We start from the raw sequence: 23,308 nt of genomic DNA on the forward strand, positions 1-23,308 counted from the left end.
AGTTCCATGGCTAACGAGCGCCGCTGGACACCTGTGAGGCCATCCAGTCGGCGAATCGGGTCTCGTAGATAGTCACTTCTTCGCCCTCGATCGGGACGATGGTGCCCTCGCCCAGCTCCGCGCCGTAATACTGCGCCGCCGGGTCGGTCACTACCTCCCGCGGGTCACCAGTTGCGGCAAACCGGTTCCGGATGAAATCGTCCATGCCGGCCTTCTCCGGGCCGGCTATGTTGATGACCCCGTTGACCGGTTCGCTGGTCGCCGCGCGGGTCACTGCTGTGGCGACATCCGCGGCGGCAATCGGCTGAAACGCCCCGCTCGGCGCGCGGACGGTGTCACCGTCGGCCAGCGAATCGGCGATGCCGTCAACGAACTCGAAGAACTGGGTCGCTCGCACGATCGTGTACGGACGTCCCGACTCCGCGATTACCTTCTCCTGCGCGATCTTGCCCCGCATGTAGCCGCTGTCGCCGGCCCGCTCGGCGCCCACGATCGAGAGCGCGACGTGGTTGCGCACACCGGCTGCGTGCTCCGCTTCCAGGAGGTTGCGACTAGAGGTGGTGAAGAAGTTCAACACATCCTCGTCGGACCAGGAAGGCGAGTTCGACACGTCGACGACGGCGTCGACGCCGGCCATGGCGTCGGCGACGCCCTCGCCGGTGAGGCTGTTGACACCGGAACTCGGTGACGCCGCAACGGCCTCGTGTCCCTGCTCGGTGAGGTTGGCTACCACTTGCGATCCGATGAGCCCGGTACCGCCGACGACCAGAATCTTCATTGCACGCCTTTCCAGTTCCCGATTACTTGGCACCTTCAGCATGGTCCGGTCGATGGTCGGGGTGAACCCTTGAGAGTCCGTAGTCAGTCCGTAGCGGTGTCGGGTATGTGCGCGAGCATCCAGTCCATTGAGCACTCTTCGAGAAACGCGCGAAGTTCTCCCAACTCGGGTCAGATCATGTGTATGTATGCCCGCCTCTCAGCGACTGCGTCAAGTCGGTGCGAGGCGGTCGGGGCGGTGTCGCTGAGAGGCGGGCATACAGGCACATGCCCCTTCCCGGTGACAGCTGCGACGCAATGATGCGTCAAGTCGGTGCGAGGCGGTCAGAGCGCTGTCGCTGAGAGGCGGGCATCTAGACATATGCCCCTTCCCGGTCACAGCGGCGGCGCAATGATGCGTCAAGTCGGTGCGAGGCGGTTAGAGCGCTGTCGCTGAGAGGCGGGCATCTAGACACATGTCCCTTCCCGGTGACAGCGGCGACGGTATGACGGTTGTATATGTTCTGCGTAGAATAATTCAGGAATTGCTCATGCCCGGTTTCGGGTAGCACGGTATACTGGTCGCGAACGATGACTCAGGACCGGCGGAAAGTTATTTGCTTAAGACGCTTTGGATATCGTCAAAGACGAGGCCGGACGTTTCATCTGCGGATAGAAAGAATAACGCACCGAGTGCGATAGCGAGGACGATGGCGCCTGGGCGCGCTGCACCGATTATGCGTTGGGTCAATTTGCCATTCGTGCCTGGCATTGAGACCGCGATTATAGTAAAAACCATCCCTGGACCCAGCAGGCACAGGCCAACTCCGCACCACATCAGATAACTGGGGAAAGTATGTATCCGTGGACTAGTCGCTAGTAAGACCATTATAAATGCCAAGGCAAGATAGATAATCGTCCATTTCGCGGCTCTGTATATTGATTCCGGTTCGGGCTCGAGACAGTGTCGAGTATCGCTGGAACCGACGGCTCCAGGCTGCCTGTTGCGACTCTTATCGTAGATTATCCAAAAAGCAAGAATGCAAAGAGTAATCCCGGCGACAGCGACCGCTATCTGTTCTTCGGTCAGTGTTGAAGAATGTAGTTGATTCAGCTCGCCATTCATCTCCTCCATAAAACTGAGTGCGTCGGAAATGAGAAAAGCCATCGCCCCGAGCATGACAACTGCGGTGGCTCGATTGGCGTAGCGCGTCAGATCACTAAGTGGAGTTCCGTCTGCCGGCTGTTGGTGCCAAGCGATCATCCAAGTAGTGCCGGCGACAAGAATTACCACGCCGAGCGCAAGCATTCCTGCTGCAGGCATAAACTGCAACCACGCTCTTTCGCAAACCTGTTGCGTAATCTGTTGGGCATGTATTGCCGCATCTGGCGTAACAGTTGTTAAAGCGTTGCCTGTCGCTGAGGCGGGAGAAGTAGATAAATTTATGTCAGATTCTGGTGGTTTCGTAGCGGCAACTAATCCGAAGAAATAAGCATCTTGTCCAAGGACGACGATGGCCAAACCGAGCAGGATAATCGCCTCTTTGATGCGGCTCCTCACTCCATTCTGCATAGACATGGTCAAAATCGTGGTTATCGCTAGTATTGTAAAGCCTGCAAAAACACCCGCCAGTTGCGCGTTAGGCACCGAGAAATCGATGATGCTCCATGGGTGATCTTCTGATATGCAGCGTCCATCCAGAGCGGCCGATGTGGCGTTGCTCATTAGGATCCCCCCGGGGCGGCGCAATGGACCCAGCTCAGTGGCCGCAATTCTACGTGGGTGCATATGCCACGCACAACGCACATTCTTCGTCGGCAGTTCACCCGTCGATCAATCAGCTTTCCCGTAGATGTAGCCGGTGACCACCCTCGTGCGTCGGTGCCACATCGAAAGGCGCAATCTACCGCCCCTAAATACCGCGTGATCCCTCCATTGAACGGCACGGCGTATTTAGTCGCAGGCATCACCACGCCTGTCGACTTGCCCGCGCAGTTGCCGTCGTGACTTGATGCCGAGCTTGGCGAACACCTTGCGCAGATGCCACTCGACAGTGTGGGTGCTGATGAACAACTGCGCGGCGATCTCGGGGTTGGTCAGGCCGTCGCCGGCCAGCTTCGCGATCTGCGCCTCCTGCGCGGTCAGCTCACCGGCCGGGGCCGAGCGCTTTGCCACCTTCCGACCGGTGACAAGGAGCTCGCGCCGCGCGCGCTCGGCAAACCCGTCAGCTCCCATCCGGGCGAACATCTCGTGGGCGGTGTGCAGCTGGGTGCGGGCGTCGACGCGCCGATTGCAGCGGCGTAGCCATTCGCCGTACAGCAGATGCGCGCGGGCTAGATGGACGGCGATCCTGGTGTTGCCGAGCTTGTCAATCGCTTCGCGGTAGTAGGTCTCGGCTTTGGCGTCGTCCACGAGCAGCGCTCTGGATCGGGCCAAAACTCCTGCGGCCCAATCGGTTCCGCTGCTTGTCGTGCGTTCTTCCAGTTGGGTCAGTGCGTCGGCCGCGGTTTCTCGCCGGCCGCTACGGGCGCCGGCCTCGACGAGTTCGATCAGGGACCAGCCGAACAAGCCGAGGTCTTCGTCCTGGCAGGCCTCGCGGGCGGCCGTGCACGCGTCCTCGTAGCGGCCCAGGCCGTTGTACAGGACGGCGGTGGCGAAATTCGTCAGGCCGACCACGCGACCCTCGCCACGGCCGACGCCGTCGGCACGCGCCCCTTCGATGAGGCGTAGCGCCTCGGACTCGTCGCCGCGCAGCGCAGCCAACAACACCGAGTGGTACTTCACGGGCGCATAGCCGGTGGCGGACGTGATGGCATCGGCTTCTTCGATCAACGCCGAGGCCGCCGAAAATTCGCCCGCCTGAACATGCACGCCGGCGCGGTAGACCAGGGCAAGTGGCAGGACGGCGAGCGCGCCGGAGTCGCGGGCCAGCCGCACCGCATGAGTGGCCAGCCGATGCCAGATTTCGTCGTCCCAGAGTTCGTGTGCCGCCGATTCCTGCACGATCGGGAAGGCCTGCCAGAACCAACGCATCACGGCGTCGTTGCCGCGCTCGGCTTCGGTGTGGATCAAGGTCAGCGCGTCGCGCAGAGTCGGGAGACTGGCGGCATGACCATCGGTGGCCCGGATGGCGATGCCATCGAGAAGCAGGTCGACGGGTCGCACCGGACGGGGTCCGGGCGGTGCCTGGCGCGCGGCGGCTGCCGTCATGCGTATACCGCCGTGCGGGCACAGTCGGCCACCGAACAGCGCCGCCCCCACGGCTTCCAGATACGTCTCACGGGATTGCGTGACGTCAAGGGTGGCCAGCTGGCGGGCGGCTTCGAGCAGTCCGACCGCGGCATCGCTGACCGTCGGGGCATCGTTGTCGCCACTGCGGCTCCTGGCGAACGCGATCTGGGCGCGGAGTCGGCTGAGCCCGGCCCGCTGCAGAGGGTCCAGTGACGCCGGACCGCCGGAGTCCGCGATCCTCAGCAACTCGTCGGCGGCGTCGAACGCGGCGGCATCACGCTTGGCCTGGGCGGCGGCCAACGCCCGAGCAGCCCGGCGTGCCGGGTCGGCGGTCAACTGGGTTGCCCGCTCCAGAAATGCTGCGGCGGCCGCGATGCCGCCTCTGGCTTGGGCGCGTTCGGCGGACAGCTCCAGCTGACCGGCAACGCTTTCGTCCGGGCCGGTCGCGGCGATGGCAAGGTGCCAGGCGCGACGATCGGGATCGGCGTTGCCGTCGGTGGCTTCCGCCAACGCGCGGTGCGCGCGCCGACGCTCGACCAGCCCCGCAGCCCGGTAGGCGGCTGAACGCACCAGCGGATGCCGGAACCGCACCCGGGTCCCGACGTCGATCAGCCCCGCAGCCTCCGCTCCGGCCGCGGCGTCGTGTGGCAGTCCCAAGTTTTGGGCGGCGCGCAGTAACAAGGCCGCATCGCCGATCGGCTCGGCGGCGGCGGTCAGCAGCAGTTGCTGCGTGTGGCCCGACAATTTCTCGATGCGGCGCAAGAACGTCTGCTCGATCTGCCCGATCAGCGCTCGAGCGTCCGGCGGACCGAAGCCACCCGCCAATTCCTCGGCCGTCAGGCCTTTGGGCAGTTCCAGCAGGGCCAGTGGGTTGCCACGGGTTTCGGCCACGATGCGGTCGCGGACCTGATCGTCGATCCGGCCCAGGATGACCGAGTCGAGCAGCGCCCGCGCATCACCGGCATTGAGTCCTTGCAGCGTCAGTTCGGGTAACCCGGCCAGTTCCTCGCTCCTGGAGTCGCGGGCCGCGAAGACCATGACGACGGGTTCGGCGACCAGGCGTCGGGCGACGAATGCCAGGGTCTGGGCCGAAACCCGGTCGATCCATTGCGCGTCATCGGCAAGCAGCAGGAGCGGCTGTCGCTCGGTCGCGGTGCCGATCAGGCTCAGCACCGCCAGGCCGACCAGGAAACGATCCGGAGGTGGGCCGACCTTGCGGCCGAAGGCGATCTCCAATGCGTCGCGCTGCGGGATAGGCAGGGCGTCAACGTAATCCAGCAATGGGACACAGAGTTGGTGCAACGCTGCGTAGGCGAGTTCCATCTCGGACTCCACGCCCGACACACGCGCCGTGCGAAACCCTGAAGTGCGCGTGGCCAGGTATCGCAGTAGCGCGGTCTTGCCGATACCAGCCTCGCCGCGAAGGACGAGCACCTGACTTTGGCCGGACCGGGCCACGGACGTCAAACGTTCCAGGGTCGCGCATTCCGCGCGCCGACCCCGCAGTTCCAGTGCCCGATCGGAGTTGATCACTTGGCGGTTGACTTTACCGGCCACGCCTCACCGCCTTGTTAAATCAACTGCTTGACTTAACCCGGGCTACGCCGATTAACTCGACGGGTGGTCAACGAATTAGCGGACAAGGTCGCCGTGATTACCGGGGGGTCTTCCGGTATTGGTCGCGGACTGGTCCAGCGTTTCGTCGCTGAGGGCGCCAGGGTGGTCATCGGCGATGTCGAGATCGACGGCGGCGAAGCACTGTCGGCCGCCCTGGGCCCTAACGCCTTCTTTCAGCGGACCGATGTCTCCGACCCCGAACAGGTCACCGCGCTGGTGGCAACGGCGGTCGAGAAGTTCGGCGGCTTGCACGTCATGGTCAACAATGCCGGGGTCTCGGGTCCGCTGCGCCGGTTGTTGGACGAGGATTTCAACGATTTCCATCGCGTCATGGCGGTCAACGTCCTGGGGGTGATGGCTGGTACCCGCGATGCCGCGCGACACATGGCCGCCAACGGCGGGGGGTCGATCATCAACCTGACCTCCATCGGTGGGATCCAGGCCGGCGGCGGGGTGATGATCTACCGCGCATCCAAAGCGGCAGTCATTCAATTCACCAAGTCGGCCGCAATTGAGTTGGCCTACCACGACATTCGGGTGAACGCTATCGCGCCGGGCAACATACCCACGCCGATCCTGGCGTCGTCTGCTCGAGGCATGGAGCCCGAGGAACTCGAGCGGTTCGAGGCGCGGATTCGGCAGGGGATGCGCGACGACCGGCCCCTCAAGCGCGAAGGCACACCCGAGGACGTCGCCGAAGCCGCGCTGTATCTGGCCACCGACCGATCTCGATACGTCACCGGCACCATCCTCCCGGTGGACGGGGGCACATCGGCGGGCAAGGTTATCCGGTCCCGCAAGCACGACGGATGACGTCCAGCAGCCCAGGTCGTGAATTAAAGCAGTCGCTTGACTTAATGCGTCCGGGCGCGGTTGACTAGGCGGTATGACCACAGTCGGTCGGGCCGTCCGCAGCGAGCGGGCCAGCTCAACCCAGGAGGCGATCCTGGTTGCCGCCGAGCGGTTGTTTGCCGAGCACGGGGTGTTCGCGGTGTCCAACCGACAGGTGAGCGAGGCCGCCGGGCAGGGCAACAACGCCGCGGTCGGCTACCACTTCGGCACCAAGGCAGACCTCGTACGCGCAATCGAGCAGAAACATCGCGGGCCGATAGAGCAGTTGCGCGAGCAGATGGTGGCCGCCCTGCCCGACTCGGCCGGGATGCGGGACTGGGTGGCCTGCCTGGTCTGTCCGCTGACCGAACACCTAGAGGCCCTCGGCAATCCCACCTGGTACGCGCGGTTCGCCGCGCAAGCGATGACCGACCCCGCTTATCAGAACATCGTCGTCAAGGACGCCCTGAGCTCTTCATCGCTGGTGCAGGTTGTCGACGGGATCAGCAGTTGCCTGCCCGACCTTTCGGTTGCCGTCCGGTTCGAGCGAAACATCATGGCGCGCAACCTGTTGATGCATACCTGCGCGGATCTGGAACGGGCATTGGCCGACGGCATCTCGGCGCCGCGCCCGTCCTGGCGAGCCGCCGCGACCGGGCTCATCGACGCGATCGTCGGGTTGTGGCTGGCTCCGGTAACCTCTGCCAGCGAAGAGCCAAGAATATGAAAGTTACTGTCAATCAAGACATCTGCGCATCATCGGGTAACTGCGTGATGAACTCACCCGAGGTTTTCGACCAGCGCGACGAGGACGGCGTCGTCGTCCTGCTCAACCCCAATCCATCCGCCGAGCAGGCCGAGGGCGTCCGCAAAGCCGCCGCGTTCTGCCCGGCTCTGGCAATCCATATCGAGGAGTGACCGTGTCCGACACACTCACGAATAGCAGCACTGACACCGGTATCCCCGAATATCCGATGGCACGCGCGGCCCGGTGCCCGTTCGCCCCGCCGCCGGATGTGATGTCGTTGGCGGACGCGAAACCGCTTTCCCGGGTGCGGATCTGGGATGGCAGCACGCCTTGGCTCATCACCGGTTACGAACAGTGCCGAGAGCTTTTCTCGGATTCGCGTGTCAGCGTGGACGACCGGGTGCCTGGCTTTCCGCACTGGAACGAACGCATGCTGTCCACCGTGCACAAGCGGCCGCGGTCGGTCTTCACCTCCGACGGCGAAGAACACACCCGCTTCCGGCGAATGTTGTCCAAGCCCTTCACCTTTCGGCGGGTAGAAGGTCTTCGCACGGCAATTCAGCAGATCACTGACGACCACATCGACAAGATGCTGGCCGGACCGCAGCCGGCCGACCTCGTCTCCGCGATCGCGCTGCCGATCCCGTCGCTGGTGATCAGTCAGTTGCTGGGGGTGCCCTACGAGGATGCCGAGATGTTCCAGGAGCACGCCAACGTCGGACTTGCTCGCTACGCGACCAGCGAGGACACCGTCAAGGGTGCGATGAGCCTGTACAAGTACCTGTCCAAACTGGTCGAGGCCAAGATGGACAACCCCGCTGAGGACGCAGTTTCCGATCTGGCCGAACGGGTCAAGGCCGGCGATCTCAGCCTCAAAGAGGCCACGCAGTTGAGTAGTGGCTTGCTGATGGCCGGCCACGAGACCACCGCCAACATGATTGGGATCGGTGTGCTTGCGCTGCTGGAAAATCCCGACCAGCTGCCGGCCATCCGGGATGCCGAGGACCCGAAGATCGTCGCCAATGCGGTAGAGGAATTGCTGCGCTACCTCAGCATCATCCAAAACGGTCAGCGCCGCGTCGCCGTCGAGGACATCCCGATCGCCGGCGAAGTCATCCGCGCCGGCGAGGGCATCATCATCGATCTGGCTCCGGCCAACTGGGATGTCGACGCGTTCACCGATCCGGATCGCCTGTACTTGCACCGCTCGAACGCGGACCGCCATGTGGCCTTCGGTTACGGCCGACACCAGTGCGTGGGACAACAGTTGGCGCGCGCGGAACTGCAGATCGTCTTCCGCAGCCTGTTCCAGCGGATTCCCACCATGGCGTTGGCCGTCCCGTTCGAGGAGATCCCGTTCAAACACGACCGGCTCACCTACGGCGTGCACGAACTGCCGATCACCTGGTAAGCCCTTTCACAGCCCAAGAGAGGTCAATGATGACAAGCACGCTCTACCCGCCGAAAGGCTTTGGCGCACCGAAGGATCGCAAAGGCCATGCCCTCGGAAGCAATGTCGGCCTGCCCGCCGGCACCGAGGTCTTCTCCGCCGACAACCACATCTCGCTGGCCGCAGACATCTTCTACGAGCGCTTCCCGGAAGACCTGAAGGACAAGGCACCCCGAATTTGGTACGAAGACGGCGCGTATCAAGTGGGTCGCAAGGGCCAGTCGTTTTTGCCCGGTGACTTCAGTGCCGTGCTGATGCAATACGACGACTTGCCCGGGGCGGCCAGCACCAACATCGAAGCGCGCATCCAGGAGTTGCGTGAAGACGGTGTCGACAAGGAACTCGCGTTTCCCAACGCCGTGCTGGCACTGTTCCACTACCCGGACAAGAAACTCCGCGAGATCACCTTCCGCATCTACAACGAGTACATCGCGGAGTTGCAGGAACGCTCCAACGGCCATTTCTACGGCGCCGGGCTGATTAACTGGTGGGACCCTGAAGGCGCGCGCCGGACGCTTGCCGAATTGAAGTCGCTGGGGCTCAAGACATTCCTGCTGCCGCTGAACCCAGGCAAGGACGACGACGGAAACATCATCGATTACGGCAGCACCGCGATGAAGCCGGTGTGGGACGAGATCGAAGCCGCCGGGCTGCCGGTCACGCATCACATCGGTGAGACCCCGCCGAAAACCCCGTGTCAGTTCAACAGTGTCGTGGTCGGAATGATGATCAATATCGACGGCTTCCGTGAGCAGTTCGCGAAGTACCTCTTCTCCGGAATCCTCGACGATCATCCCAGTCTGCGGATCGGCTGGTTTGAAGGCGGAATCGCCTGGGTGCCTTGGGCTTTGCAAGACGCGGAGCACTTGGTGGCGTCCTATCAGCACATGTTCAACCGGCCGCTGGAGCACGACATCCGCTACTACTGGGACACCCACATGAGCGCTTCGTTCATGGTCGATCCGTTGGGCTTGGAACTGATCGACCGGATCGGTGTCAACAAGGTCATGTGGTCCAGTGACTACCCGCACAACGAAAGCACCTACGGCTATTCCGAGAAGTCACTGGCCGCCGTTGTCGACGCGGTCGGTCCAGAGAACGCGGTCCGGGTCGTCAGCGGCAACATCAGCGAATTCCTGGGGCTATGACCACCTTTGCGGCTGGCGGACTGACTATCCCGGAGGCACCTGATCTGTCCAGGATGCGACGGGAAACCGGGGCGCGGCTGCGCGCAGCGATGACCGAGCGGGGCGTGGACGCGCTGGTCCTGCTGGGCAACAACGCCGTGGTGTACGCCACCGGGACAAGTTGGCCGCTTGGCGATGCGGGATTGTCCTATGTCGAACGGCCAGTTGCCGTGGTACTGGTCGACGACGAGTGGCCACACCTGTTCCTGCCGTTTCGCGAAGGGGCATCCCAGGAGTCGGAGTTGCCGGCCGATCATCTGCACGGTCCGGTCTACCTCGAATTCGACGAAGGCGTAGCTGATTTCGCCCGCCTGCTGACCGAGCTGGTTCCGGCCGGGTCCACCGTGGCTGTCGACGAATTCACCGGGGCGATGTCGCGGGCACGGAAAGTGTTGTTCCCCAACGGTGTTCCCGTAGACGCAACCGCGGTGGTCAGCGCGGCAAAGGTGATCAAAACCCCCGACGAACTGGCCTGCATACGCACTGCGGTCCGAATCACCGATGAGGCGATGGTCGAAGTGCACCGGTCGCTGGCCCCCGGGATCCGCCAAACCGACCTCTCGGCAAGGTTTCTGCGCCGTGCCTTCGAACTGGGCGCGATGGCGAGCATGTTGGAACCGATCTGGCAGGTGATGCCGCCCAGCAAGGCCGACGGCGTGTGGACCACACACGGAGACCTCGCCCTTCCCCTGCTGAGTACCGAACGTGAACTCGGTAGAGGTGATGTGCTGTGGACCGACGTCAGCATCACCTATCAGGGCTATTGTTCGGACTTCGGGCGGACCTGGATCGTCGGGCAGGATCCTTCGCCGCGCCAGCAGGCCCAGTTCCACAAGTGGCGTTCGATTATGGACGCCGTGCTGGAGGTGGCCCGCGCCGGCGCGACCGCAGCCGACCTGGGCCGGGCCGCCATCGCGGCAAACGGCGGCACCCGGCCGTGGCTGCCGCACTTCTACCTGGGCCACGGCATCGGCGTCAACGCCGCCGAAATGCCAATGATTGGAACCGATCTCGGCAACGAGTTCGATGAGGGCTTTGTGCTGCAACCGGGCATGGTGCTGGTGTTGGAACCCGTTGTGTGGGAAGACGGTACGGGCGGCTACCGCAGTGAAGAGGTGCTGGTGATCACCGAGGAAGGTTCGACTCGATTGACCGACTACCCCTATGACCCCTATGTCGACTGAAGTCCTGCCCGACGAAAAGGCGCTGCGCTGCGGTCGGCGCGAGCGCGCGCTGGCACAGATGGCCGAGCACGACCTTGACGTTCTCGTCTTGGGTCGACAGGCCAACGTCCGGTATGTCACTGGGGCACCGCAACTCTGGGTGGCCGGGACGCGCCCGTTTGGTCCCACCTGTGTGCTGGTGCGCTCGACCGGTGCCGTCCACCTGCTCAGTACCTGGGATGAGGGGGTGCCTGAGGACATTCCCCACGAGAACCTGTACGGGATCTCGTGGAATCCGGTCAACACCATCGCGGCGCTGAAGCGCATCGAGGGTGCGGCTACCGCCAGGCGGGTCGGAACCGACGCGTTGTCACCCGTTTTCGCCCAACTGTTGCCGACCGCGTTCCCGAACGCCGAATTGGTCGACGGGGAACTCGCTATGCGGGCTGCCCGCAGGATCAAGACGAACGACGAAATCGACGCGCTGCGGGAGTCGATCGCGGTGGCCGAGTCAGGCTTAACCGCGGCGGTTTCGGAATTGCGGGTGGGGGTGAGCGAACAGGAACTGGCCGGAGTGCTGCTCGAAGCGCTCGCCGCCGGCGGGGTGAGCACGCCGGCGAATCAGGATGTGGCGTGGGTAACCTCGCGCGAGCACCCGTGGCGTCGCCCGCGCGGAGACGGACGTGTTCAGGCCGGGGACCTGGTGGCGCTGTCTTCTGGAGTGGTGGCCGGTGGGTATACCGGGGAGGTGGGTCGTACCTGGCCAGTGGGAGACGCTCCTGGGGCTGCCGCGCTCTTTGATCGCTGGGATCGGTTGTGGGCGAACCTGATTGCGGTGTGTCGTGCAGGGGCCGGGGCGGCAGAACTGCTCGCCGCCTACGACGCGTCGGGAGAACCGGCGCCGCCGATGCCGGTGGCCCGCGGGTTGGGCATGGGCTTCGACCCACCGGTCGTCTCCGCCCGCCTACCGGAAACTGCCCGGGCGGAGCGACTGAATCCGGGTATGGTTCTTGCCGTTACGGGTTACGTCTGGGAACCTGGGGTCGGCGCGGTGTTCGGTCGCGAAGCGGTGTTGATCACCGCCGACGGGCCCGAAGTGCTGACCACCAGTCCCGCCTGGCGGGGCTAGTCCATTGGCGGCGCAACCACCGCTGTCCGGTTTCACCGTGGTCGATCTGTCCAGCGGTATCGCGGGCGCCTACTGCACTAAGTTGCTTGCCGACGGCGGAGCGCACGTCGTCAAAATTGAATCGCCCGAGGGTGATTCGTTGCGGACGTGGTCGGCGTCGGGCTCGGCCGTGGGGGAGGACGGCGCGCTGTTCGTCTTTCTGGGCGGGTCTAAACACAGCGTGGTCGCCGACCCGGCCAGCGATGACGACCTCGAGTTGGTCGAGCGACTGCTGGGCGCCGCCGATGCGGTGGTTTGGTCGGCGGGATCAGCGGTGGCCGAGGTCTTTTCACCCGAGGTGGTGCACGCTCGCCATCCGCACTTGATCGTCACATCGATCACCCCGTTCGGCCGGCATGGGCCATGGCGTGATCGGGCGGCGACCGAGTTCACCTTGCAGGCCTGGTCCGGTGGAATTATCGGGCTGGGCCGCGGGGTGGCCGATCGGGCGCCCGTCTTCGTCGGCGGGCAGGTCGGCGAGTACCTGGCCGGTGCCTACGCCAGCGCCGCGACCTTGGCCGCACGGTACCGCGGCGGTGGAGAACTCATCGACCTGTCGATGCTGGAGACCCAGATCCTCGGGCTCACTTACTATCCGGTGACGTACTTCGAGATGCTCGGCCGGCCGTGGCGCGACGCGCGCCGGCCGACCGTCCCGGGCGTGGCCGCGGCACGTGACGGTCTGGTGGACCTCGGGTGCGGCACCGCGCAACAGTGGTTCGATATGTGCGCAATGGTCGGGCACCCGGAGTGGATCGACGAAAACTCGCCGCTATCGATCACCGAACTGGCAAACGTCTATGCCGATCAGATCTATGAATGGGTGAGCAACCAGCCTGCCGACGAGATCCGGGAGTTGGCCACTGCCTTCCGGATACCGAACGCGCCGGTGGCCAACGGCGCCAATGTCACTGACCTGGAACACTTCCGGGACCGGGGCTCGTTCATGCGCAATCCCCGCGACGGGTTCCAGCAGCCGGGCCACCCCTATCGGATGCGGCCGGCGCAGTTACGCGCGCCAGGAGTCGCACCCCGACTCGGAGAGCACACCGCGCAGTACCGAGCCACCGCACCGGCCCCGCGTCGCGCACCGCAGTCCCGGGAAAACAAGCTGCCGCTCAACGGGATTCGGGTGCTGGATCTGACGACATTCTGGGCTGGGCCATGTTGCACGCACTTTCTGGCCATGCTGGGCGCCGAGGTGATTCACGTGGAGTCGACCCGGCGGCCGGACGGCACCCGGATGATTGCCGGCATCCCGGCCACCGAGGACCAATGGTGGGAAAAGTCGCCGATCTTCGCGGCCCTGAACACGAACAAAAAGGGCATCACGCTGGACCTGCAGAGTGCACGGGGCAGGGAAGTGCTGCACCGGCTCATCGTGAGCTGCGACGTGATTGCGGAGAACTTCACGCCCCGCGTGCTCGATCAGATTGGCCTGGATTTCGAAGCGGTGCAAGCGCTTCGGTCCGATGCCGTCATGCTGCGGATGCCCGGCTTCGGGCTGGACGGGCCGTGGCGGGACAACCCGGCGTTTGCGTACGTCATCGAGTCCGCGTCGGGGGTGAGTTGGCTGACCGGCTATCCGGACCGCACGCCGTTCGAGCCGTACTCAGTCGGCGACCCCAACGCAGGCGTGCACGCGCTCAACGCGCTGCTGCTGGCCCTGGAACACCGCCGCCGCACCGGGCAAGGCGTGCTGGTGGAGGCGGCCATGGTGGACGCGGCCCTCAACATCGCTGCCGAACAGCTCATCGAGTACTCGGCGTACGGTGCCCTGCTGGAACGAGCCGGCAATCGCGGTCCGGCGGCCGTCCCGCAAAACCTTTACCGCACTGTCGAAATCGACGAGTTCGGTCGCCTCGACTGCTGGGTCGCGATTGCGGTGGCCACCGACGACCAGTGGAGTCGGCTGTGCACCGCGCTTTCATGGCCTGCCGAACCGGCCTTGGCGACCGCGACCGGTCGGCGTACGCACGAAGATCGCATCGATGAGCGGCTGGCACGGTGGTGTGCGCAGCGGACCGGTGATGAGATCGTCGCCACCTTGTGGGATGCCGGTGTGCCGGTGGCCAAGGTCATGCAGCCCCACCGGCAGACCGAATTGGCCCAGCTGAGCGCGCGCGGCTTCTTCGAACTCGTCGATCATCCGGTGTGTGGCTCGGCACGGCTCAGCACCGTGCCAATGCGGTTGTCCGGCGGCCCGTGCCGGTTTCACACTGCGCCCGCCCCGATGCTGGGGCAACACAACCATGAGGTGCTGACCGCGTTGGGACTGAGCGATGCCGAGATCGCCGACCTGGAAGACGACGGCGTGATCGGCCGAGTGCCGAGATGAAATCGCCTCGAGCGCAATCGTTCTCGCCTCTCGCGCAACCCTAGTGGCGCCAGCCTTCGGCGGCTTGGTCGTCGAAGGTGCGGTCGATGCGTTCGAAGCGGCGCCGCACCGATGCGCGGGCCGCCTCGTGCGGAAGCACGTAGAGCCGGTTGGCCAGAATCGCGTCGACCGTCAGCCGGGCGAGGTCGCCGACACCAAGCGTGTCGTCCTGCTGGGGCAGCGTGCCGAACGAACCCGTCACCTGCGGTGCCGACGCCAGGCCGTAGTCCGCGCCGCGGATGCGTTCGGAGTTGGACACCAGCTTGGTTTCCACCACCATCGGGCACAGCACCGAGACCCCGATGCCGTTGCTCTTGAGTTCACGCGACAGCGTCTCCGCCAGGGCGACGACGCCGTACTTCGCCACGCCATATGCGCCGAGCCCGGCGTTGGGTACCAGGCCCGCGAAGGACGCGGTGAATGCGATGTGGCTGCCGCTGCCCTGTTCGATCAACCTCGGCAGAAATGCCTCGACAGCGTGGATGTTGCCCCACAGGTCGATGTCTATTACCCAGCGCCAGTCCTCGTGGGTCATCTCCGCGATCGGACCGGCTACCACAATGCCGGCGTTGCTGAACAGGACATCGACGTTGCCGAGCAGTCCAAAGGCCTCGTCGGCCAGGTTGACAACCTCTTCGAGGTGCCGGACGTCGCACAGCACTCCGTGCGCTTCGAAGCCCTCGTTTTGCAAGTGCATCACGGCCTGTTCCAAGCCTGGCCCGTCGACGTCGGCAAGCACCAGTCGGGCCCCTCGGCGGGCCAGTTCGGCCGCCGTGGCCAACCCGATTCCGCTCGCGCCGCCGGTGATGACCGCACCGCGGCCTGAGAAACTAGAAATTCCGTCCATACTGACGAAACCCTATTTGAGGCAGCTCCCCGCGTCGACGGGCAGGGTGACCCCGGTGATGTAGCGGGCCTCGTCGGAGGCGAGGAACAGCACCGCATTGCTGATGTCCTGTGCGTCCACCCACGGAACCGGGAGCGTGTGGAACATCTGACAGATCGGCGCCATGTCGTCGGGGCCCGGGTTCTCCAGGTCCGGCCGAAACAGCTTCCACGTGCCCTCGTTCATGATCATGCCGGTGCTTACGTGCGTGGGATGCACCGAATTGACCCGAATCATCTTCTGCCCCAACTCGACTGCGAACGAGCGCATCAGCCCGACGACACCGTGTTTGGCCGCGACGTAGTTGCCGCAATGCGGATATGCCTTCATTCCGCCGACCGAACTCGTCAAGATGATCGATCCGCCCCTGCCGCCGGCAAGTATGTGCGGCACACCGGCTTTCACCGTCTTCCACACCCCGGAGAGGTTGACGTCGATCATCTCTTGCCAGTCGTGTTCGCTGCATTTATCCAAGGTGTCGCCGCCGTTGCCGATGCCGGCGTTGGCGACGATGATGTCCAACCGGCCCAGCTGCTCGACCCCGGCGTCGACCGCGGCCTTCAGCCCGTCGTAGTCACGAACGTCGACCTCGGCGGTGAAGATTTGCCGATTGTGGCTCTTGACCAGATCCGCGGTCTCGGCCAGGTCCTCGGGGGTGGCCGCCGGGATTGGGCTGGTCTTCACGACTCGCTTGCAGACATCGACGGCGATGATGTCGGCACCTTCCTGCGCCAATCGCACCGCATGGCTGCGGCCCTGACCAAGCGCCGCCCCGGTGACGAAAGCGACCTTCCCTTCAACGCGTCCAGTCATGATTTCCCTTCTCAGACAGCTCAGCCGACAACAGCCGGCATAAATTCCCAACCCCGGACGGTGGATGTCGGGGAAAGCTTGGCGTCGGTAAGGTCGACGTCCCATTCGGGGAAGCGCTTCAGAATCTCTTCCAGCGCGATCCGCCCCTCGAGTCGAGCGAGCGCGGACCCCAGACAGTAGTGAGTGCCCACGCTGAACGTCAGATGCTGACGTATCTCGCGGCGGATATCGAAAACGTCTCCGTCCGGCGGGAATTGGCGATGGTCGCGGTTGGCCGCGCCGATCAGCATCATCATCACGCTGCCCTCGGGCACCTGCTGTCCGTAGTACTCCACGTCCCGCGTGACGTAGCGGGCCACGTGCGGAGCGGGGGGCTCGAAGCGCAGCAATTCCTCGATGGCGGCCGGTATCAGTGCCGGATTCTCGACAAGCGCACGGCGTTGTTCCGGATGCTCGGCGAGCACCTTGCCCGCCCAGCCGATCAGCCGGGTGGTCGTCTCGTTGCCGGCGCCGGACACCACGGTGATGTACGTCAGCAGTTCGTCGCGGCGCATCCGTCGGACTACGCCGTTCTCGTCCTCGAATTCGGCGTTGAGCAGTTCGGTCGTCAGGTCGTCGGAGGGGTGCTTGGCTCGCCAGTCGATGTACTGCCCGAAGAACTCGCCGCTGAGCATGGCTTCGGCCGAGAACTCCATCGGCTTGCCGGCCTCGGTGCGCATCTGCGCATTGGCGAAATCGCGTGCGGCTTCCTGATCTTCCTCAGGCACGCCCAGCAGCATGCCGATAACCCGCATCGGCATCTGCGCTCCGAGGTCGCCGACGAAGTCGAAGCGGCCGGTGCCGATCAGCGGATCCAAACTGCGCGCGCAGAATTCGCGGATCTTGGGTTCCAAGTCGTTGATCTTGCGCGGAGTGAACATGCGGGACAACAACTTGCGGTGGATGTCGTGGACGGGCGGGTCCTCGAAGATCAGCACGCCCGGCGGCATCTCGATGTTGGCCCGGATCAGCTCGAGGATTGCGCCCCTGGCGGAGCTGAAGGTCTGGTAGTCGACGATCGCGTTGTTGACGTCAGCGAACCGGCTCAGCGCGTAGAAATCGTGCTGCTCGTTGTAGTAGAGCGGAGCCTCTTCGCGGAGCCGCCGAAACATGGGATACGGGTCGGCGTTGAGTTCGATGTCATACGGGTCGAAATAGACGTCGTTGGCTGCGCTGATTGTCACGGGTAATTGCCCTCTCGCCGGTAACGCGCCGTCCCGATTCCGAGGCATGCGCGATCATGCCGCCTGTAGAACTCTGTCATCACCCACCAACGAGTGTCAACGTGGAATCCATTTTGGCTATTTACGGTTCTTAGTATCAGAGAATAGCGTTCTCATCACTGAAACGGAGTGCGATAATCGCTCGTCGCGAATTTCACTGACCGGAGCTATTCGCCCGCGAATCCCCGTGAGCAGAAGTCCCACGCTTCGTCGGCGCTGATCGGGTGCATCGTCGCGTCGTCGGACCCGCCGCTGGATTGCGCGATGAACATCACCGTCTGCATAGTCATGGCTGCGATCCGCTTGGGATTGACGTCCTCGCGCAACTTGCCGGCGGCGCCAGCGGCCTCCATCAACTCGGTCAGCAACGCTAACAGCGGTGCAGTAGCGATCTTGACCTCGGCCGGATGCGTTACTAGCAAACGTGGGGCGAAGTCAGTGAAGAGCGGGCGTTTGGCAGTCGGGTCGGGGCGGGACGCCTCGTACAACAGCTCCACGGCAACCTTGAGCCGCTCGAGCGGATCGCTGTGACTCTCCGTAGCGGCGCGGATCTGATCGGCGGACCGGCTCAGCGCGTCCTCGAACAGGGCGAGCAACAGCTCGTGCTTGCCGTCGAACTGCAGATAGAAGCTGCGCAGCGATTGCCGGGACCGGTCAACGACTTCCTGGACGGTAAAGTCCGTACTGCCCTTCTCGATGATGATGGCCTGCGCCGCATCCAGGAAACGCTGGACACGCTGCGCCGCACGAAGTTTCGCGGTCTTGATGGATCGTTCGACGGCCCGTTGTTTCCAGGCTGGCTCTTCGCCCGGGCTGGTCACGGGCTGCTCAGCGGATTGCCGCGAGGAGAGAACATGGTTGGACTGTACCGGAGAACGTCGTGCCATCGCTGCGCTCGACCTCCTCAGGGACGATGTCTTAGAGATTGTAACTTCCTCACGGCGAGAATACTATTCTCCTAGACATGTGTTTGGGAAGAACATCCGCGAGAGCGCAGTCCCGCCGAGCGCTTTGGGGCCGCAAGGAGATTGTGTGCAGCTGACTTTTGACGCCGACGTCGAGGCATTCCGCACCGAATTCATCGCGTTTCTCGACGAGCATCTGCCCGACGCCGCAGAGATGAAGCCGCGACCGCAGTCGTGTTCGGACGTGCCCCCGTGGGCCGCGCGGTGGCAGCGGCTGTTGTTCGACAACGGCTGGCTGCTGCCTGGCAATCCACCCGAATTCGGCGGCCGCAACGCCTCGCTGCTGCAGCAATATGTGCACGCCGATGAATTGGCCCGGCGACGGATCTATCGCACCTTTAACCCGCAGGGCGTCGGCATCATCGCGGCATCGTTGCTGTCATTCGGAACCGACGAGCAGAAACAGCGGTGGGCGGTACCGATCCTGCGCGCCGAAATCACGGCGTCACTGGGGATGAGCGAGCCCGGGGCGGGTTCGGATCTGGCGTCGCTGAAGACGCGAGCGGTACGAGACGGCGACGACTTCGTCGTCAACGGGCAGAAGGTGTGGACGTCGGGCGCCCACGATGCCGACGTGTTGCTGACCTTTGTACGCACCAACCCCGATGCGCCAAAACACAAGGGCATCAGCGCATTGCTGATTCCGACTGATACCCCCGGCGTGGTCCGGCGGCCATTCGCGTCGGTGTGCGACCACGACGATGTCGACTTCAACGAGGTGTTCTTCACCGACGCGCGAGTGCCGGCCGAGAATCTCGTAGGTCAAGTCGACCAGGGGTGGCGAGTAGCCACCGGTTCCCTTGGGCACGAACGCGCGATGTTGTGGATGGACTACGCGACCCTGTTGGACCATCTGACAATCGATTTCAAGCCAACCGGAGCACTCGAAAAGGATCGCTACGCCACCCTGGTGATGGATGCTCACGCGATGCGGCTGTTGGGCTCTGCCACGCTGGCCCAAGCGGCTCGAGGCGAAGAAGATGTTCCGGCCCAGTCGGTGCTGAAGCTTTTCGGTTCGGAGGCGGTGCAGCGGGCATCCGAGGACGCGCTCAATTGCGCGGGCGCGGACGGACTCGTGCACCCCGCCATCACCGCGCCGTATGCCCCGCTGAACCTGGACAGCCACTTCGGTAGTTGGTTCGACCGGTACGCGCGTAGCTTCGCCGGCACCATTGCCGGCGGAACCTCAGAAATCCAGCGCAACATCATTGCCGAGCGAATACTCGGGCTGCCGCGCAATTAATGAGCATGAGTCTCGAACTGCACCCGCGAGTGTGAGATTGGCGACGGCGCCCCGGCCTTGAATTCAGGCGTGTCCCGTCGCGAAATGCACACTCGGCCTTAGAGATCGACGAGCCGCGGTGCCGAGCCCACGTCACGAATGCGCGCGCCCGCCTCGCAGGTCAATTCGCGCGCACTGCCGAAGAGACCGTCCAGCACCAGCGCACGCTTGACGTGACGATGCAGCTCGTGTTCAGCGGTGAACCCGATGCCGCCCAGCACCTGCTGGCAGTGCCGGGCCGTGGTCAACGCCGCCTGGCCGGCCGCGGCTTTGGCCAGCAGGCTGGCCAGGTCGTCGGGTTGATCCGTGGCGGCCTGCAGCGTGGCTTCGGCGCCTTCGATGGCAACCAGTGTCTCGGCGAGCCGGTGTCGCACCGCTTGGAAAGATGCGATGGGACGGCCGAATTGAACGCGGTCCAAGGCGTGTTGGCGGGCCAGCGATAGCATCGCTCGACTGGTGCCGACCAGCCACCAACCCAACGCCTGGCGGGCCGCGTCGACCGCAACGGGTTCACCAGCGGCCACCCGCCGCAGCGGGAGATCGTCGTCCAATGCCGATGTCTCGGCGTCGGTACGTTCCCAAACCACCCATGACCCGCCCGCATAGGGGAGCGGCACCGTGCCGCCGCCCGGTGCTCCGGCCTCCCGCAACACCACGTCGTTGAGCACCGGTGCCTGCGCGCCCGTCTCGCCGAGCAACCGGAACACCAAAGGAATTGCGGTATCGGGGATTTCGTCGAGCATGTCGAGCCAACCAAGATCGGCCAACGCCGCGTCGAGTTTGGCGCCGGACGCTCCCGTCATCGTGGTGCGCAGCGAATCAGCCAGCAGTTGCAGCTCGGGGTCGAAAGTCATAGCTCTTTCCCCAGATCAAGTAACCGGCGCGCGATGATATTGCGTTGGATCTCAGCGGTTCCGCCGTAGATGGTCGCCGCGCGCGAGTACAGATACTCGGATCGCCAAGGCGTGTCGTCGAGTTCGAGCGCGCCAGGTAGCAGGTCACGGACGGTGTCGTACAAACGTTGTTCGGCACCGGCCAGCAGCACCTTGTCGATCGAGGTGTCCGGGCCTAGCCTCGCGCCGTCGGCCAATCGGTGCTGGGTGGCGCGAGACCGACAACGGAGCGTGTGCAACGCGAGATAAGCTGTGCCCAAGCCGGATTCGTCAGTTTCGTCGCCCGCCTCTGCGATGAGCGCGTCGAAGCGCGCGTAGAGATAGGCGATCCGCTGCCAGAAACAGGTCGAGCGCTCGTAGGGCAACAGGTCCATCGCCAAGCGCCAACCGTCACCGGGTTGGCCGAGCATGCGGCTGGACGGGATCACCACGTCGTCGTAGTACACCTCACAAAACTCGTCGACGCCGTGCATGGTGCGCAATGGTCGGACCGTAATACCCGGAGTGTCCATGTCGACGAAGAACGCGGTGATGCCGTCATGTCCCGGCGCGGTGCGGGTCAGTAGGACGCACCGGGTGGAGAACTGCGCGAAGCTGGTCCATACCTTCTGCCCGTTGACAATCCAGTTGTCGCCGTCTTCAACCGCACGGGTGGACAGCGAGGCGAGGTCGCTTCCCGAGCCAGGCTCGGAAAACCCTTGACACCATTGCTCACGTCCGCTGAGCAGTCGCGGCACCATCTCCGCGGCGAGTTCTGGTGGTGCGTAATCGATCATCGTCGGGGCGAGCACCTCGACCATCGAATAGGGGCCGGGCTCGGCCAACCGACGCCCCACCACCTCTTCGCCGACGATCGCGCGCAGCAGCGCGGGTCCGCCCAATCCGCCGACCTCGATCGGCCACCCGTAGCGCATCCAACCCGCGTCGTAGAGCGCCTCGCTGACCCGTGCGAACTGTTGCATGTGGCCTTGCAGAGAATGGTCGGAGCCTGGGCTCAGGTCGTGCTCGTCGAGCCACGAGCGCAGCCCGGCCCGAAACTCCTCGACGTTCACGGCGCGGGACGGCCCACGGCGTGCGGCCGCCCCGAGTCGTGTACCCCGCTGCGCCGAATGAAGGTCATGGCACGGGTTTTCAGTCGCCAACCGTCAGCGGTCCGAACGTAGGTGTCGCGGTAGTAGCCGATCCGCATGTCGTGCGCGGAGTGCTCGATGAAGCACAGCGGTTGGGTGCCGCTGGCCGCGTCGCCGTCGAGGTCGACCAGCGCGGTACCGGTCATGAACAGTCCCTTGGGGGCGGCGTCTACCAGTTCGGGAAACCGGTCCAGGGTGTAGGTGTCGCCGAACGCGCTGTAGGTGCCGTCCGGTGTGAAAACACCGACCAGTCCGTCGATGTCGCCCTGGGTGATGGTGACGGCGTACCGGGCCAGCAGTTGTTGTATCTCGACGAGGTCGTCAGTTCTGGTGGGCATAAACCTTGCCGCCTTTCATGACAAAGCTGACGTTGCGGGTGACGGTGATGTCTTCCAACGGGTTGCCGGGCACCGCGATCACATCGGCGAGCTTGCCCTCGGCAAGCCGGCCGAGGTCATCAGAGTTGATCAACTCGGCGGCGGTTACGGTGGCAGCCCGCAACACCGCCAATGGCGGAAGGCCCCAATCCACCAGGGTGACAAGCTCATCGGCGTTGCGGCCGTGCGGTATCGCGGGGGCGTCGGTGCCGACGGCGATCTTCACCCCGGCCTCGTACGCGGCCAGTATCGAGGTGCGCGACTTCGGGAACATCTCAGCCGCTTTGGCCTGCAGTTCGGGTGGCGCGTGCGAGACGTCCATGCCCTCGGCCAGGCGCCGCGTGCTGACCAGAAATGTCTGATGCTCGACCATCGATGAGATCGCCTCGTCGTCGATCAGGAAGCCGTGTTCGATGCAGTCGATGCCGGCCGCTACCGCGTGTTTGACCGCTTCGGCCCCGTGCGTGTGGGCGGCGACCCGCAGCCCGCGCCGGTGTGCCTCGTCGACTATCGCGCGCAGCTCCTCGTCCGAATAGTGTTGTGCGCCAGGTGGTCCGGTTAGCGACATCACACCACCGGAGCAGCAGACCTTGATCAGCTGGGCGCCGTGTTTGATCTGGTAGCGCACCGCCTTGCGGATCTCGTCGACACCGTTGGCGATGCCTTCCTCGACGGTCAACTCGAGCGCATGCGGGGCGAAGGCGGCAAACATCGTGGGGTCCAAGTGCCCGCCGGTGGGCGTAATCGCATGCCCGGCAGGCACAATGCGCGGGCCGTCGATCCAACCCGCGTTAATTGCCTTGCCCAGGGCCACGTCGAGCAGGTATCCGCCGGTCTTGACGAACAGCCCGAGGTTGCGCACCGTGGTGAAGCCGGCGCGCAAGGTGCGGCGGGCGTTGCCTACCGCACGCAGTACCCGGGTCGGCGGGTCGTCCTGCACCTGGGACAGTCCCGGCTTCTCGCCTCGGCCGCCCATCAGCAGGTTGACCTCCATGTCCATCAATCCGGGCAGCAGGATCTGGTCGCCCAGGTCGATCACAGTGTCTTCTGGGCCCTGAGGGCCCGAGCCGCCGACGCCGACGATGCGGTCACCGTCGATGCGCAAGATGCCGGGCCGGACGATCTCCCCGGCGTCGACGTCGAGCAGTCCTGCCGCTTTGAGCGTCAGCAC

Annotated in this window: 20 protein-coding genes; 9 read left to right on the forward strand and 11 right to left on the reverse strand. The window is 64.3% G+C overall.

The window, feature by feature from the left end; genetic code table 11:
• Nucleotides 1–10 precede the first annotated feature (10 nt).
• The 3 genes from A5634_RS17155 to A5634_RS17165 form a co-directional block, all read right to left on the reverse strand.
• Complete coding sequence (locus A5634_RS17155; RefSeq protein ID WP_065145217.1) at nt 11–778, reverse strand: SDR family oxidoreductase; 768 nt, start codon at nt 776–778, stop codon at nt 11–13.
• 591 nt (nt 779–1,369) lie between these two features.
• Nucleotides 1,370–2,482 carry a hypothetical protein gene (locus A5634_RS28310; protein ID WP_155769583.1) on the reverse strand — a complete coding sequence of 371 codons (1,113 nt, stop codon included), beginning with the start codon at nt 2,480–2,482 and terminating at the stop codon, nt 1,370–1,372.
• 228 nt (nt 2,483–2,710) lie between these two features.
• The gene (locus tag A5634_RS17165) at nt 2,711–5,545 is read right to left on the reverse strand and encodes a helix-turn-helix transcriptional regulator (protein WP_253861684.1); all 2,835 of its coding nucleotides are present in this window, start codon (nt 5,543–5,545) and stop codon (nt 2,711–2,713) included.
• A 63-nt stretch (nt 5,546–5,608) separates the two neighbouring features.
• Here A5634_RS17165 and A5634_RS17170 point away from each other — a divergent pair, with 63 nt between their 5' ends.
• From A5634_RS17170 to A5634_RS17205, 8 genes are all read left to right on the forward strand, one after another.
• Nucleotides 5,609–6,418: an SDR family NAD(P)-dependent oxidoreductase gene (locus tag A5634_RS17170; protein ID WP_065145219.1), complete on the forward strand. Its 810-nt coding sequence runs from the start codon at nt 5,609–5,611 to the stop codon at nt 6,416–6,418.
• A 73-nt stretch (nt 6,419–6,491) separates the two neighbouring features.
• The gene (locus A5634_RS17175; protein WP_065145220.1) at nt 6,492–7,163 is read left to right on the forward strand and encodes a TetR/AcrR family transcriptional regulator; all 672 of its coding nucleotides are present in this window, start codon (nt 6,492–6,494) and stop codon (nt 7,161–7,163) included.
• Nucleotides 7,160–7,354 (forward strand): ferredoxin, encoded by a 195-nt coding sequence (locus A5634_RS17180; protein WP_065145221.1) that lies wholly within the window; start codon nt 7,160–7,162, stop codon nt 7,352–7,354. The genes A5634_RS17175 and A5634_RS17180 overlap by 4 nt, the downstream gene beginning before the upstream one ends.
• Nucleotides 7,355–7,356: 2 nt before the next feature.
• Entirely contained in the window at nt 7,357–8,595 is a 1,239-nt protein-coding gene (locus tag A5634_RS17185; RefSeq protein WP_065145267.1) for a cytochrome P450, read from the forward strand.
• Between the two features lie 29 nt (nt 8,596–8,624).
• Nucleotides 8,625–9,782: an amidohydrolase family protein gene (locus A5634_RS17190; RefSeq protein WP_437339982.1), complete on the forward strand. Its 1,158-nt coding sequence runs from the start codon at nt 8,625–8,627 to the stop codon at nt 9,780–9,782.
• Nucleotides 9,779–11,005, forward strand: coding sequence for a M24 family metallopeptidase (locus tag A5634_RS17195; RefSeq protein WP_065145223.1), 1,227 nt, complete (start codon nt 9,779–9,781; stop codon nt 11,003–11,005). The genes A5634_RS17190 and A5634_RS17195 overlap by 4 nt, the downstream gene beginning before the upstream one ends.
• Complete coding sequence (locus A5634_RS17200) at nt 10,995–12,113, forward strand: M24 family metallopeptidase (protein WP_065145224.1); 1,119 nt, start codon at nt 10,995–10,997, stop codon at nt 12,111–12,113. Before A5634_RS17195 ends, A5634_RS17200 begins: the two co-directional genes overlap by 11 nt.
• A 4-nt stretch (nt 12,114–12,117) precedes the next feature.
• A complete protein-coding gene (locus tag A5634_RS17205; RefSeq protein ID WP_253861686.1) occupies nt 12,118–14,490 on the forward strand; it encodes a CaiB/BaiF CoA-transferase family protein in 2,373 nt (790 codons plus the stop codon).
• Between the two features lie 40 nt (nt 14,491–14,530).
• Here the strand turns inward: A5634_RS17205 and A5634_RS17210 are convergent, their stop codons facing one another.
• From A5634_RS17210 to A5634_RS17225, 4 genes are all read right to left on the reverse strand, one after another.
• Nucleotides 14,531–15,367, reverse strand: coding sequence for an SDR family NAD(P)-dependent oxidoreductase (locus A5634_RS17210; protein ID WP_437339985.1), 837 nt, complete (start codon nt 15,365–15,367; stop codon nt 14,531–14,533).
• Between the two features lie 21 nt (nt 15,368–15,388).
• Nucleotides 15,389–16,228 carry a mycofactocin-coupled SDR family oxidoreductase gene (locus A5634_RS17215; RefSeq protein ID WP_065145226.1) on the reverse strand — a complete coding sequence of 280 codons (840 nt, stop codon included), beginning with the start codon at nt 16,226–16,228 and terminating at the stop codon, nt 15,389–15,391.
• 20 nt (nt 16,229–16,248) lie between these two features.
• Nucleotides 16,249–17,451: a cytochrome P450 gene (locus A5634_RS17220; RefSeq protein ID WP_065145227.1), complete on the reverse strand. Its 1,203-nt coding sequence runs from the start codon at nt 17,449–17,451 to the stop codon at nt 16,249–16,251.
• A 206-nt stretch (nt 17,452–17,657) separates the two neighbouring features.
• Nucleotides 17,658–18,311 carry a TetR/AcrR family transcriptional regulator gene (locus A5634_RS17225; RefSeq protein ID WP_065145228.1) on the reverse strand — a complete coding sequence of 218 codons (654 nt, stop codon included), beginning with the start codon at nt 18,309–18,311 and terminating at the stop codon, nt 17,658–17,660.
• Between the two features lie 211 nt (nt 18,312–18,522).
• On the opposite strand from A5634_RS17225, the gene A5634_RS17230 reads away from it, so the two are divergent.
• Entirely contained in the window at nt 18,523–19,698 is a 1,176-nt protein-coding gene (locus A5634_RS17230; protein ID WP_065145229.1) for an acyl-CoA dehydrogenase family protein, read from the forward strand.
• A 98-nt stretch (nt 19,699–19,796) separates the two neighbouring features.
• Here the strand turns inward: A5634_RS17230 and A5634_RS17235 are convergent, their stop codons facing one another.
• Genes A5634_RS17235 through A5634_RS17250 form a run of 4 tightly spaced genes read right to left on the reverse strand, consistent with a single transcriptional unit; the run spans nt 19,797 to nt 23,308 of the window.
• The gene (locus A5634_RS17235) at nt 19,797–20,591 is read right to left on the reverse strand and encodes an acyl-CoA dehydrogenase family protein (protein WP_065145230.1); all 795 of its coding nucleotides are present in this window, start codon (nt 20,589–20,591) and stop codon (nt 19,797–19,799) included.
• On the reverse strand, nt 20,588–21,682 hold the full coding sequence (locus A5634_RS17240; protein ID WP_065145231.1) for an acyl-CoA dehydrogenase family protein: 1,095 nt from the start codon (nt 21,680–21,682) through the stop codon (nt 20,588–20,590). The genes A5634_RS17235 and A5634_RS17240 overlap by 4 nt, the downstream gene beginning before the upstream one ends.
• On the reverse strand, nt 21,679–22,098 hold the full coding sequence (locus A5634_RS17245; protein WP_065145232.1) for a nuclear transport factor 2 family protein: 420 nt from the start codon (nt 22,096–22,098) through the stop codon (nt 21,679–21,681). The genes A5634_RS17240 and A5634_RS17245 overlap by 4 nt, the downstream gene beginning before the upstream one ends.
• Entirely contained in the window at nt 22,082–23,308 is a 1,227-nt protein-coding gene (locus A5634_RS17250) for a metal-dependent hydrolase family protein (RefSeq protein ID WP_065145233.1), read from the reverse strand. The genes A5634_RS17245 and A5634_RS17250 overlap by 17 nt, the downstream gene beginning before the upstream one ends.

The sequence above is a fragment of the Mycobacterium asiaticum genome (genome assembly GCF_001673365.1).
GTDB classification, from domain to species: domain Bacteria; phylum Actinomycetota; class Actinomycetes; order Mycobacteriales; family Mycobacteriaceae; genus Mycobacterium; species Mycobacterium asiaticum_A.